Consider the following 12408-nt stretch of genomic DNA (forward strand, 5'->3'; position numbering starts at 1 on the left):
CGTTCGGCTGCTAACCGAGTGACTCGACGAGAGAGTCGGTACAACCGATGAACGACCTGGAGCAAGCAGGCAACACCGATCGTCCGACTTTTGTCTTCGCCACCCCTCAGAACGAGTATGGCCGATTTCGATCCCGAGAAGTTCGAAGACAAGTACGCGAATTATTTCCCCGAGCTCCAGCAAGCGTACAAGAACGCATTCAATCGAATGAACGATCGCTACGACTCGGAACTGGTCCACGCGATCGACCAACAGGTGCTCAACGAGAGCGAACCGTTCTACGTCGGCGACGACGATGACTACGAGAGCACGTTCCGTATCGAACTTCCAGATCAACCCCACGATCGCCTCTCAGGGGTCGTCGTCGAAAAAGAACGATTCGACCAACTTCTCGAGCGACACGTCGAGGAGATCGAAACCGAATTGGAGCGCGTCTTCGGTCTCCAGTAAGGACCTCAGGGACCAATACGGATCGACGACCGGAAAACGTGTCGTTTAACGAACAGAGATGACGGAAGGTTTAGGGGCACTCGTACCCAACCGTGGCGTATGAGTACCGAGACCCAAAACGACGGGGACGACCTCGAGGACCGCGTCGCGAACTTCCTGCGTCGGAACTTCCCACAGATTCAGATGCACGGCGGCAGTGCAGCGATTCAGGATCTCGACCGCGAGAGCGGTGAGGTCACGATTGCCCTCGGCGGTGCCTGCAGTGGCTGTGGTATCTCGCCGATGACGATTCAGGCGATCAAGAGCCGAATGGTCAAAGAGATTCCCGAGATCGAGCAGGTCAACGCCCACACCGGTATGGAAGGTGGCGACGAAGACGACATGGGTGGAATGAGCCCATCGTTCCCCGGTGAAACCGTCGACGACGGCGAAGCAGACGAAGGTCCCGAAGCACCGTTTTAATCGTTCACCTCTGATTCTCGAACACGTTTCGCTGTAGATCGATTCTCGCTCGCGTAGTCACGCGTGCGCACTGAAACTGCAATTACTCGAACGCAGTGACCGTAATTCGACGACAGTGACCGTGAGCCTGTTCGTCCCGACAAGCCACAGCAACCATCACGAAGAAGTTCGATAGGAGCGACTGAGAATCGATTCTATATATCGTAATATAGTTTAGAGGCCGCGTTAGCGAAGACCCTTTCCTCGTTCCCACGTTCGAACGAGGGACGTGAGGGAGTGGTTCATCGGAGTTTCCACACCAACTTTGGCGGATTGATCGACGACATAGCCGTTGAGCGAATCTATTTCGGTGCGTTGGCCAGCGAGGACGTCCTGGTGCATCGAAGACGTGTTCGCAGCGGTGTCACTCGCGACCGATTCCAGTGCAGTCAGCGCCTCACGATTCGAGAGCGAAATACCACTGGCTCGAGCGGTGCGTGCAGTTTCACGAACAACCCCACGCGCGAGAGGACGAGCCTCGTCCTCGAGCACCGCTGCATTGTCAGTTCGCGTTAGTGCCGTCACGGGGTTGATACCGGTGTTGACGGCGAGTTTCTCCCAGAGGCGACAGGGCATCTCCTCGTCGACCGTCGTTTCGAGACCGGCCGAATCGAACAGTGCCCCGACTTCGTCTGCACGCCGTGATTTCCCCCCGTCTCGAGCGCCGAGAACGACCTCCCCGATACCAGTACACTCGACGAGACCCGGTTCGACCAGAATCGCCCCGTAAGAGGCCGTTCCAGCGAGAACTGGACACTCGAGGTGTGTTTCGATCGTCGCTTCGTTCCCCAGTCCGTTTTGCAACGACAGGACGGCGTCGAACGAGCCCGTCGCGAGTGTGCGGGCGGCAGCGACCGTGTCGAACGATTTGACCGTCACGATCGCGAGGTCACCTTCGAGGTGTCGGCCGTCGGTGGTTGCAGCCGGAGTCGTCGATGCCTCGAGTTCGCCTCGGATCTCGAGTCCCGAGCGTTGAATCGCACTGATATGGGGGTCTCGGCCGACGAGCGTGACGTCGTTCGATCGTTCGCGCGCGAGAAGCCCCCCGACGAGGCTCCCCACACTCCCGGCTCCGAAAACGACGATGTTCATGGGACAACCACTGCGAGTACGATAAAAACGATTTGCGTCTTCGCGTCGGAGTGCTACCGCGTCAGTCTTCGGTCCAGTAGTAGAGGTCTTCCCGACCGGTTCCACAGGAGGGGCACGTGTCGGGAAAGTCCGTGTCGAGTGGGCCCATCTCACCGCACTCGAGACACCGCCACATCAGGTGGGCCTCGCCGAATTCGTGGCCCGAACGGACGTGTTCGACACTCATTCCCTCGAAACCGTCGCGCAGCGTGACGTAGAAGCCGTCTTCGTCGAAGCCACGGATGTGGCCGATTTTCTCTCCGTCGTCGGTGTAGACCGCCGTTCCGAACCCGAGGTCTGGGCGGTCGCGTTCTATGGCCATGTGTGCCCTCATGCCGAGGGAGGTAATAAAGGCGATACGGTGTTCAGGCAGGCTGTAGGACACGTTTTCGTGAGTGTCGTGTGTAACGATGGAACGGGTTGGTAAACCGCTATATGCGATATGCAATCGTGTCGTCCGGGAATGGCTCGCGAACGAGTCGTCGATAGAAACAGCCACAAGTGGCCAGCCCAACTGCTGGACATGCGCCCTCCATCACTTACTACAGTTCGACTCGACGAGCCGTCGTACGTCGTTCAGGCTCTCGAATCGCTCTCGGCCGACACAGCAACACGATGACGGGAACCGGCGTCGCTACCGTTCGTGGGTGTCGACTCTCCTACCGACGGGCCGGGACGAGTGGCCCCCCGATCGTGCTCTGTCACGGTGCCGGAGTCGACGACGCGAGTATATCGTGGCGTCACGCGATCGACGCTCTCGCCGAAACCCATCGCGTCTACGCACCGGACTGGCCGGGATACGGGGAGAGCACGGGGGACGTGACACACACGACCGAGTCCTACGTCGACGTACTCGAGGGGTTCGTCGAAACGATCCCCGGCGAAGTGGTATCGCTCGCCGGCATTTCGATGGGTGGTGGTGTCGCGCTAGGCTACGCCCTCGAGCACCCCGACCGAGTCGACCGGTTGGCGCTCGTCGACAGCTACGGCCTCGGTGAGAAGTTGCCGTCCGCTTTGTCCTGGAAACTCCAGTCACAGGTGCCCGGTATGACCGAATTCGGAAAATTTGCCGCGGGAGTCACGCCGGGTACGGCACGACTGGTCCTCGACAATCTCGTTGCCGACGCCGGCGAACTCCCCGAACCGTTCGTCGAAGACGTGCGAACGAAGCTGAGAGAGCCCGGATCGATGCAAGCGTTTACCGCGTTTCAGCGAAACGAACTCGCATTCGATGGACGCGTCGAGACGAACTACGTCGACGACCTCGAGTCGCTTTCCGTCCCGACGCTGCTCGTCCACGGGAAAGAAGATCCGCTCGTGCCCCCCGAATGGTCGGTCAGAGCGGCGGATCGGATCCCGAACGCGACGCTCGAGATCGTCGACGACTGCGGTCACTGGGCACCTCGAGAGCGACCCGAGGCGTTCAACGAACGCTTGATGCGGTGGCTCTCGGAGACTCGAGCGGAATTACGTGATTCGGCGGAGGCGTATCCGAAAGCTGGGATTCCGGGAGTGACTCGAACGGGAGAGTAAAAGACCCAACGTGGCGAGTGATGGGCGTGTGATTCTCTAATTAGCGTCTCGAGTTGCTCAGGTCGTTTGTGGCCGACGGGGGTCAGTAAAACTAGACTAAAGAGAAACTAGTCGCTGGGAACATTGCGTTGTTATTTCCAGCACTCGGACTCGTCTGACCCTATCTATTTGCTAGTTCTGTAAAGTAAACGGCGATATCACGCTATCGTTTACTGCGATGGAGAAGCTACCGTGTGGTTCGCTACATGAAGTCCTCAATTCCCGACTGTTTGTTCTTGTCGAACTGCGTCACGACCTCTGTGGAATTCCGAACTACTATTATCTAGTAGCCTGAGTATCTGGTATGGGGAACAGTCCACGCGAGAAACTACAGGCTCGCAGGGATCGGTTTGAGAAGCTAGTCAAGGACGGAAAGATAGACGAAAAGACGGGTGACGCTATCCGCGAATTGCTGAACGCCTACGACGAGAATAACGTCATGGTGACGAAACCCAAGGGGGAGAGTCACCGAACGCCGCAAACACTCATGGCGTGGCTCTATCGGCTGATTGTGTTTTCCCAATACCGAGACCTAACCGAAGCGACGGCCGACGGCATTAACCGCGACGTACAAGATATGCACTCCGGCAAGCACCCCCACGTTCAGGATAAAGGTCTCAAGAAGGGGACGCTTCGGGCGTATCAAGCTGCAGTCCGTCGGTTCTACCAATACCATGACTTTGAGGTAGACCCGAACGATATTCCGCTATTCGACAAAGAAGAAACGTCGGTCGATCCCAACGATATGCTCACGAAAGAGGAGATTCATGAAGCGCGGGACGCAATTGATAATCCCCGCGACTTGCTGATTTACGACCTCCTAATCTACACCGGCCAACGCCGCGAAGCCTTGCGGACGCTTCGAATCAAGGACGTAGATCCGCAAGAAGGAACGTTCAGACTCAACCCCGAAGTTGATGGATTGAAGGGGGCGGCCGAACGGAACGGGAATAGACCACTTCTCGCTGCAAAGGCGACGGTTCAGGATTGGATCAATAACTACCACCCCGATGCATCCGACCCTGAACACTACCTGATTACCGCCCGCCCTGGATACTCGAGACCTGACCCAACAACGCCCGTTAGTGGAGAGACGATTCGGAAAGTAATGGAGAACATTAAGAAAGAGACCGACATCACCAAGCCGATGCACCCCCACGCAATGCGACACAATTTCGTGACTGTCGCAAAACGGGACTACGATATTCCTGACGATACGATCAAGTACCTAATCGGCCATGACGCTGATTCGACCGTCATGGAAAGCACATACGCACACCTATCCGGTGACGACCACGTACAACGCGCGGAAGAAGCCTTCGGGATTCGTGAACCCGAAGAACAATCGTCGTTCACTCCCGACGTGTGCCGCGTGTGTAACAATCCACTCGAGCCAAGCGCCAAAGCCTGCTCGAATTGCGGGACCGTCTATACACCCGATGCACAACAGACCCAAGAACAGATAGGCGGGGATATGAAACGCTCCTATGCTGAAACCGAACCCGGTGACGATGAGACTCTAGACGAACTCGACCAGCTTGATGAACTTCTCGAGAATCCCGAGGTAAAAGCCGCCCTCCTCGAGAAACTACAGGAATGAGAAGGGTGTGCTGAACTGATAGCAAAGGAGATAATTCGCTCGAGATACTAATTCTAGCTATGTCACACCTTTGCGGTAGTTGTGGAACTACAGTAGGGACCGAAGCCAAGTTTTGCCCTGAATGCGGAACAGAGACCGGCCAAGAGAGCGGAGAATACCAAGCAGATACCGAGACGGACGAATGCCGGAAGTGCAACACAGAAATTCCACTAACGGCTATGAAGTGCTCTCAGTGTGGCTATGAGCCTTCGAAGAATACGGCCGGTCGGTGGATTATGGGGATTTTCGCGTTCCCCGTGTTTCTCCTAACTAGTCTCCTAACTGTTATCGTTCCCATTGTGTTCCTTGACGGGTCGGTTCCACTATCCTCCGCTCTCCTAACGCTGATTTTCTTTGGAGGTATTGCCGCCGGAACGGGATTCGTTCTGTACGGGATCTACAAGGCCCAAACCTGGAAGCCAACGCAAGACGCGCCAATCCAGGTTGGCCCTTCGGAATAGCCAGTATCTCGAGAATCCACACGCGAAACGCTACCTTCTCCGACCTTTTGGACTAACGTTTACGTATGTGGGAACCCGTCATTAAGCCGTAAGTCATGTTTGGGGTTCCAATCCGAAAACCACACCGAGAGGGTCCAACGTTGGGAAAGACGGACGATTTCCCGTTTCCCCCTATGGGGGTGGCTAACCGTGAGTAAGGCACAACCCCCTGAACCGGAGCCATTTAGCGAGAATATGGACCGGTCGGACGTGCTGGATATGGTCGAATCGGCTATGGAAGAAGCTCATAGCAAGGTCGAAAGCGGCCGGGTGTACGACCCCGAAAACGAGAAAATCCGAATCAAGTGGGTGAAGGCACTCGGCTACCTGGCAAACCAGCATCGACAAATCCAGAAAGATAAGGACCTCGAAGAACTCGCGGAAGAAGTCGAACACCTGAAAGAGCAACAGGGGCGAGAATGACCACCAAACGATCCATCAAGAACGACGTAGAGGACTTGAAAAGCCGCGAAGGCGTTGACAGTGACCCACTGGTTTGCGTGTTGACCCATTGCGACGGGGAGGATTCACCACACCCTGAATTGACGATTCAACCCCACCCGGAGCAAAAGCCACAGAGTCACCGCATTGCCGTTCCTATCCTCAAGTCGGTGGAATACCTTGAGGAACGATGGTTCACCGTTCACACGTGCGAGAACGCCGAGAAATTCGGTCTACACACTACAGGGAACGACGATAGTACGGTAACGGCGTGTGAGCTGTGGGACGCACTTACCGACGACGACCTCGAGCGAGAGAAGGAACTACGAAAAGAACGCGACGAACCAATCCCGCCGATCCTAGAGAACCTATGACCCGAAAGACCAAGCGGCAGATAGAGAACGAACTCGAGAGCCTTGTGGGGAGAGAAAGCAACGAGAACGATTCTCGCCACAAGATACCGGAGGTACTACTCGATGAATGGGGGTTTGACGAAAGCAGGAACAACAAGGGTGGCCTTCGGCAGAAAATCCCGGTTGAACTAGTCAAGGAATGGCAAAATAGAGACCCATGAAGCGACCAACCAAGTCGAAACTGTGGAACGCACTCGAGGATATGAAAGATAGACACACGGGCGACATTGAGGTAACAAGCAGCGTGGTCACTATCACGGACGATATGGCTGACGGGAACGGTGACACGATCCCTGGAAGCGTCCCCGACCCCGAAGCGGCCGACGGCTACGAACTCAAGCCGATCCCCACAGAGTCACCCGTAGTTGATTGTTATAGCCTTGAGTCGGCCACCAAGGATTGACGAGTTTTCTACCTTGCCCCACTTTGGATTTGTACTGTAATCTCAAGTGGCTACCAGTGAGTCCCGTTTTACGCATTTTACGCCGTTTTACGCGGGGGTGTAAAATGCCGATTCACCGACACAGACACCCTACCCCACAATATCGGTAGAATAGATTACCGTTTTACGCATTTTACGCTCCTGTGTTAGAGGGGTATGTTGTAGGAGTAGCCCATACGCCTCTACAGTACGCATACACCTACCTACAACACACAGGCGTAAAATGCGTAAATTCGGGGGCCAACCCCAGCGTCGTATTGCGATTTTCCGCTTTACACCCCACGTAAACCACGTAAATCTGAGGGGGTGATTTTACGCACCTTGTGGGAAGGCGCTCGAGAGGGGTCAAAAAATCAGTTGTCGGATAGCATTCCTTCGCGGGCAAGACGGCCTAGCTGGTTGCATGGGGTCGTTAGACGCAGAAATTGACGAAACAGTTCGGAACGATACGGGAACTTACAACTTCGACGCGGAACCGGGCGACGAAATTGAGATAGAAATTGAGAACGAAGAAGGGTTATCAACGATGGTCTTGCTCGAGGACCCGGACGATGAGCAAGTTTTGGATGAGGACGTCGAAACAGAGGAAACGTTTGAGCATGAAGCTGAAATGGAAGGGGCATACACGATCTATGTTATGCCGATGGAAGTTGCATCGGTCACGGTGTGGGTTGATAGTTAGTTAACGCTACCCGTTCACCAACGCCGATCGTCAAGGTGTGTTTTTGTGACCACAACCTGCTATACCTCCCAAGAATAGGTAACATTTTCCGGAGTATGCAGGTTATGCAACTTCTGACCTATTGAGAGAATCTGAGGAGGAGCGGCGTGTCTCTGCTGAATAAATCTAAGTGAGAAAAAAGCTGCATAACCTGCATACCCCAACCTTGTGGGATCGGTCGGTAAAAAGGAGAGGACTCAGTTAACGCTCTTTCCCGAGTTCTCCAATGTTCATGGGTATACCGACTACATTGGAGAACTCGAGAAAGAGTCTACTATTCGTCGGGATCGTCTATCAGGTGTTTGTCGATCAAGCCGCCTAGGTTTTTCCCAAGTGTTTCATCTACATCCGGGTGGTTGCTAAGCCGTTCGTGGATCTCATTGTAATCTTCTTTGGATAGTGGGACATCATGTTTCCATTTCTCTGCGGGGTCCATTCTGTCGGGGTCATGGATTTCGAGGGTTAAATCTAACTTACATTCGACGTTTGTCGGATCTTCCCCCTGATACTCAGCTTCGGCATGCATGATAGACCGCTCGAGGATTTTACTCACAAATTCGTTGGGGGTGACACCGTTGGCTCGCATACCCCTATAAGCAAATTGAATCATATGACGGACCGGCATGAATTGCCCCGGAACCTCCATTTGGGAACTTACTACAGCTTTCTTTTCGTCTGTTGCATCGTCGTCAACCCCTTTGACTTGGGTAGAAACCTCGTGTTTGTGGTCAAATATTTGCTCAATGTCGGTGTCTTTGACATACTGATTGAGGGACATGAAGTCGTGCAATCCCACACGGACCCTTTCCCGCATTTCCGCCCGGCGGGTTCTTACCCGGTTGTCATTTTCCGGCTGTAACTCCAACAATTCGCGCATATCCTTGGTTAGCAAACTAGCCCTCCGAGTGGATTTATCCGACTCCATATTAATGGGTGTGCGCTGCACCCCTATATATCCATGGGGTTCTAATAATCTTCTATGTCGCAAAGAACGACAATTCAGGTACGGGATAATACCCGAAAGAGGCTCAAGAACCTCAAGCCGTATCCATCGGTTTCCTACGACGATCTGCTGCAGGATATGGCAGAACAGTACGAAAGCGAGGACTCTGTCGGGGTTAAATGAAATGTCGGGAAACAGCAAGACCGTGTTGTCGCACGGCCTGAGTGTTGGCGCTGGTAGTGCCGAGAACCGGAAAGAGGGTGGTTCTCATGTGTAGCAATACTGTCCAACGACAAAAGTCTAACTCTGCCCAACAGTGTGAGGCACCGAGTTGTTGGGAGCGGGAACGTACAATTTCCATCCTGACGGATACGGACGGCTATACAACACTCTGTGAGTTCCACAGCGGTCTTTTCGAGGGTTCTAACCATGAATGACGTGATTGACGAGAAGCGCGACGTGTTGGAGAGTCTCGCAGAGAAGGATTTGCCGGCGAGTGAGCTAGCCGGCGCGCTGCTCGAGGTAGCGGAGGGTTCGGAATGAGTCGCGCGGATCGCTCTACAGGTGGGGACTGTAGCCCCAAAGAAACAGTATCCCGCCATCTTTCCAAATCTGGATTGGCAACGGATCGGTTCATTAACGTTGAAAACGGTGGCAAAAAGAGCACTGACCACACTCAGGTTGATTCCTCGAAGGTTTCAGGAAACTACGGTGTGTACGCTGGCCGTGGTCTCGTCTTAATCGACATTGACGACTATAACGGGAGTCACGACCTCGCCCCGATCAATGGGCTACAGGATACGCTCACTATAGGAACCCCGAACGGCGGTGAGCACCGATACTATCATATCCCAAACGCGGCCGACGTTTTCGAGGATGCGTTCGGTGTGAAAAATCCGGTACCTGAATGGGGCGAGGTTCGCGTTCATAACCAGTATGTCGTTGGGCCTGGATCAACAAACCCGGACGGCGACACTCGAGACGGGTACGTAATTGCCGAGAACCGTCCGGTTGCCCAGATTAGCGCACACGTCCTTGTGGGTGCGATTCGGGCAACTGGATACGATACAACCGATGATACAACAGAGACCGATAGCGACGAATCTGACGTGCCTACGGTCGACGTGAGTATTGACGATGCCGAACTACTCGAGAAGGCAAAGAACGCGGATAACGGCGACAAGTTCAACCGGCTGTGGCGTGGGGACACCTCCGACCACAAAAGTCAAAGTGAAGCCGATCTAGCGCTATGCAATCACCTCGCGTTTTGGACGGGTAACGATCGGAGTCGTATCGATTCGCTCTTTCGACAATCGGGATTGAACCGCGAGAAGTGGAATAACCGTGACGATTACCGCGAACGTACGCTCGACAAGGCGCTCGACGGGCGGACCGACTTCTACGAACCAAGCGGGGCGAAAGCAACAGGCGGTGGTGTGGCTACTGCAGAGACTCGAGACAGTGACTTGCCTATCCCGTCGGCTTTCGACGTTCATAATGGTGGATACGCGAAATATCACCCACCACGTGACGACGACGGTAATGGCTACTATGAGCGGATTACGAACTTCCAGATTGAGACGCTAAGCCGTCTCACCCATGACGACGATACTCGAGAGTTCCACCTTCGGGTTCACCCGGCTGGCGGTGAGAGCTACACCGTTACGTGTGAGCCGGTCGTATTAAACGACCTTCCGAAGTTTCGCCGGGGAATTTTAGACGGGTGGACGACCACCTTCGATGGATCTCAAGACGACCTCAACCGACTGAAAGAGTTCGTTGGGAACCAACAGACAAAACACCGCACAGGGACCAAATTGTTAGGTTTGCACGGTGACGAATGGGTCACTCCCGATGGTTCGCTTACAACCGATGGGTGGACTGATGACCCCGACACTGTATTCACGGACGTAGATACTCCGCTAGCAACGGCGTTCAACCTCAAGCCGTCAAGAGGTGATGAATACGACCGTGATGCCGTGCGGGAAATTCTCCGACTCTTTCCACAAACCCGAACGAAAGAACGCTTCTTGCCGGTCATAGGGTGGTTCTATGCAGCACCATTCCGACCACACATACAGCAGTGGGAAGGCGAGTTCAATATCCTCAACATCCTTGGTGACACCGGTTCAGGAAAGACAACAACACTCGAAACGCTATGGCAGGCCTTCGGTGTCGATGAAGAACTTCTCGAAGCGAAGGCTACACCTTTCTCTATCATGCGAATGATAGCCTCGAGTAACGCCGTTCCGGTTCTCCTTGACGAATATAAGCCGTCGGAGATTGGAGACTACGAGTTGAATAAACTCCATTCGAACCTGCGAGCTTCAACCCGTGGGGGGGTGGTGACTAAAGGGCGGCCGGATATGGGTGTTGACAAGTACCACCTAAAAGCCCCCGTGTGCATTTCCGGGGAGCAACCAATCCAGGGACCGGCCGAAGAACGGCGAACGATCCTTACGGTGTTCAAGCGTGACGTGACGGTCGGTGAAACGCCAGAACAAGAAGCCTTTGCCCGCTTAGTTGGGGGAGAAGCGAACGGCAAATGGTATGATGGATACGACCTTACCGACCATGCACTTGCCTATTATCGGTGGGTGCTGCAGCAAGATCCCGACGAGTTACACGGCCTATGGAAGAATAGCCGCCATGCGGTGATGGATCTACTTGCGGGGACCGAATACACCGGTTTAGACGATATGGTCATCCAGGGGTTCCAAACGATCAAATTCGGTTGTACGCTCTACAGAGCGTTTGCCGACGAAATGGGCCTTGATCCCGACGAGACACCGGTTACATCGGACGCAATCAACCAAGCTATTCACTACGTAGCAGACGGTGGGACCGGAGCAGAACACACGTCACACCTTGACCGACTCTTGGGAATCATGGGCCGGGCGGCAAGTGCCGGCTATCTCGAGGAGAATGGACATTACAAGGTGGTCAATCAAGGGGGGCCGAACGCTGAACTCGCCATCCACCTTGATACGGCGTTTGACAAGGTACGAAAGTACGCTCGAGACCATGACGTGCGTGGTGACGACCTCTTGAGTAGTTCGGGAGACTACAAAGCGCGGATAGAGGACGCTGCAGACGACCCCGAGAGTTACATTGCGGCATGTAGTCAAAACACACCACCACTAAACCGGTGTGTCCGTATCCATATTGCCGATGCAACGGAACTAGTGGGTGGATTCGAACCGGAACCCTTCGGTGCGAATAACGATTCGGACGACGAGAAGGCAAGCACCCGGTTCGATCCCGTTTCAATCCATGACGTAGCGAAAGACCCCACCGGCTACCCGACTGTTGAGGGGGAAATAGCAACGATTGACTACCCCGAAAACGACGATGCGCCGGCAGTGGCCGCTACTCTTGTGGATGGTAGCGCGGCTATCGACGTGGTGTCATGGGACGATGGTAGTTGTCTCGAGCAGGGGGAGCAGGTAATCATAGAGAACGCCAGGACAAGTGAGTTCAATGGAACGACCCAACTTGTAGTCAAGGGCGGGGTTACGTCGATTCATGAAGCTCCTAGCGACGGTCAAAGTCAGATAGACGACCCTGATAACGGCGCATAGCCGTTACGGTAGGCAAACTATCTAATCACTTGAGCGGAGACTATAACATGGCTTTCCGAAGCCAGTTCCAACGT

General features: G+C 54.4%; 13 protein-coding genes. 10 read left to right on the plus strand and 3 right to left on the minus strand.

Annotated elements, in window-relative coordinates:
• The first annotated feature begins 117 nt into the window (after nt 1-117).
• Together BB347_RS13545 and BB347_RS13550 are read left to right on the plus strand one after the other, a co-directional pair.
• Nucleotides 118-450: a DUF5783 family protein gene (locus BB347_RS13545; protein WP_076583116.1), complete on the plus strand. Its 333-nt coding sequence runs from the start codon at nt 118-120 to the stop codon at nt 448-450.
• A gap of 99 nt (nt 451-549) precedes the next feature.
• Nucleotides 550-912, plus strand: a complete 363-nt coding sequence (locus tag BB347_RS13550; protein WP_076583117.1) for a NifU family protein — start codon at nt 550-552, stop codon at nt 910-912.
• A 225-nt stretch (nt 913-1137) separates the two neighbouring features.
• On the opposite strand, the gene BB347_RS13555 is transcribed toward BB347_RS13550, so the two are convergent.
• Nucleotides 1138-2043, minus strand: a complete 906-nt coding sequence (locus BB347_RS13555) for a ketopantoate reductase family protein (RefSeq protein WP_076583119.1) — start codon at nt 2041-2043, stop codon at nt 1138-1140.
• A gap of 61 nt (nt 2044-2104) precedes the next feature.
• Nucleotides 2105-2404: a DUF7130 family rubredoxin-like protein gene (locus BB347_RS13560; protein ID WP_076583120.1), complete on the minus strand. Its 300-nt coding sequence runs from the start codon at nt 2402-2404 to the stop codon at nt 2105-2107.
• 293 nt (nt 2405-2697) lie between these two features.
• Here BB347_RS13560 and BB347_RS13565 point away from each other — a divergent pair, with 293 nt between their 5' ends.
• The 7 genes from BB347_RS13565 (at nt 2698) to BB347_RS13600 (ending at nt 7771) form a co-directional block, all read left to right on the plus strand.
• On the plus strand, nt 2698-3615 hold the full coding sequence (locus BB347_RS13565; protein WP_076583122.1) for an alpha/beta fold hydrolase: 918 nt from the start codon (nt 2698-2700) through the stop codon (nt 3613-3615).
• A gap of 343 nt (nt 3616-3958) precedes the next feature.
• Nucleotides 3959-5254: a tyrosine-type recombinase/integrase gene (locus BB347_RS13570; RefSeq protein ID WP_083687796.1), complete on the plus strand. Its 1296-nt coding sequence runs from the start codon at nt 3959-3961 to the stop codon at nt 5252-5254.
• 59 nt (nt 5255-5313) lie between these two features.
• Nucleotides 5314-5754: a zinc-ribbon domain-containing protein gene (locus BB347_RS19935; RefSeq protein WP_076583123.1), complete on the plus strand. Its 441-nt coding sequence runs from the start codon at nt 5314-5316 to the stop codon at nt 5752-5754.
• 258 nt (nt 5755-6012) lie between these two features.
• Nucleotides 6013-6216, plus strand: coding sequence for a hypothetical protein (locus tag BB347_RS13580; RefSeq protein ID WP_170872019.1), 204 nt, complete (start codon nt 6013-6015; stop codon nt 6214-6216).
• Nucleotides 6217-6604: 388 nt separating this feature from the next.
• Nucleotides 6605-6808 carry a hypothetical protein gene (locus BB347_RS13590; RefSeq protein ID WP_076583128.1) on the plus strand — a complete coding sequence of 68 codons (204 nt, stop codon included), beginning with the start codon at nt 6605-6607 and terminating at the stop codon, nt 6806-6808.
• Nucleotides 6805-7050, plus strand: a complete 246-nt coding sequence (locus BB347_RS13595; RefSeq protein WP_076583130.1) for a hypothetical protein — start codon at nt 6805-6807, stop codon at nt 7048-7050. The genes BB347_RS13590 and BB347_RS13595 overlap by 4 nt, the downstream gene beginning before the upstream one ends.
• A 442-nt stretch (nt 7051-7492) precedes the next feature.
• Nucleotides 7493-7771: a hypothetical protein gene (locus BB347_RS13600; protein ID WP_076583131.1), complete on the plus strand. Its 279-nt coding sequence runs from the start codon at nt 7493-7495 to the stop codon at nt 7769-7771.
• 313 nt (nt 7772-8084) lie between these two features.
• Here BB347_RS13600 and BB347_RS13605 read toward each other — a convergent pair whose 3' ends face one another.
• Nucleotides 8085-8735, minus strand: coding sequence for a hypothetical protein (locus BB347_RS13605; RefSeq protein WP_139327041.1), 651 nt, complete (start codon nt 8733-8735; stop codon nt 8085-8087).
• A gap of 635 nt (nt 8736-9370) precedes the next feature.
• Between BB347_RS13605 and BB347_RS13610 the strand changes: the two genes are divergently transcribed.
• Nucleotides 9371-12334 (plus strand): phage NrS-1 polymerase family protein, encoded by a 2964-nt coding sequence (locus BB347_RS13610; protein WP_168170955.1) that lies wholly within the window; start codon nt 9371-9373, stop codon nt 12332-12334.
• The last annotated feature ends 74 nt before the right edge of the window (nt 12335-12408 follow it).

This window comes from Natronorubrum daqingense (assembly GCF_001971705.1).
GTDB classification, from domain to species: Archaea; Halobacteriota; Halobacteria; order Halobacteriales; family Natrialbaceae; genus Natronorubrum; species Natronorubrum daqingense.

What these genes read in the sequence shown, in the direction of transcription:
- BB347_RS13545 (WP_076583116.1), top strand. Translation starts at nt 118, where the DNA reads ATGGCCGATTTCGATCCCGAGAAGTTCGAAGACAAGTACGCGAATTAT.
- BB347_RS13550 (WP_076583117.1), top strand. Translation starts at nt 550, where the DNA reads ATGAGTACCGAGACCCAAAACGACGGGGACGACCTCGAGGACCGCGTC.
- BB347_RS13555 (WP_076583119.1), bottom strand. Translation starts at nt 2,043, where the DNA reads ATGAACATCGTCGTTTTCGGAGCCGGGAGTGTGGGGAGCCTCGTCGGG.
- BB347_RS13560 (WP_076583120.1), bottom strand. Translation starts at nt 2,404, where the DNA reads ATGGCCATAGAACGCGACCGCCCAGACCTCGGGTTCGGAACGGCGGTC.
- BB347_RS13565 (WP_076583122.1), top strand. Translation starts at nt 2,698, where the DNA reads ATGACGGGAACCGGCGTCGCTACCGTTCGTGGGTGTCGACTCTCCTAC.
- BB347_RS13570 (WP_083687796.1), top strand. Translation starts at nt 3,959, where the DNA reads ATGGGGAACAGTCCACGCGAGAAACTACAGGCTCGCAGGGATCGGTTT.
- BB347_RS19935 (WP_076583123.1), top strand. Translation starts at nt 5,314, where the DNA reads ATGTCACACCTTTGCGGTAGTTGTGGAACTACAGTAGGGACCGAAGCC.
- BB347_RS13580 (WP_170872019.1), top strand. Translation starts at nt 6,013, where the DNA reads ATGGTCGAATCGGCTATGGAAGAAGCTCATAGCAAGGTCGAAAGCGGC.
- BB347_RS13590 (WP_076583128.1), top strand. Translation starts at nt 6,605, where the DNA reads ATGACCCGAAAGACCAAGCGGCAGATAGAGAACGAACTCGAGAGCCTT.
- BB347_RS13595 (WP_076583130.1), top strand. Translation starts at nt 6,805, where the DNA reads ATGAAGCGACCAACCAAGTCGAAACTGTGGAACGCACTCGAGGATATG.
- BB347_RS13600 (WP_076583131.1), top strand. Translation starts at nt 7,493, where the DNA reads ATGGGGTCGTTAGACGCAGAAATTGACGAAACAGTTCGGAACGATACG.
- BB347_RS13605 (WP_139327041.1), bottom strand. Translation starts at nt 8,735, where the DNA reads ATGGAGTCGGATAAATCCACTCGGAGGGCTAGTTTGCTAACCAAGGAT.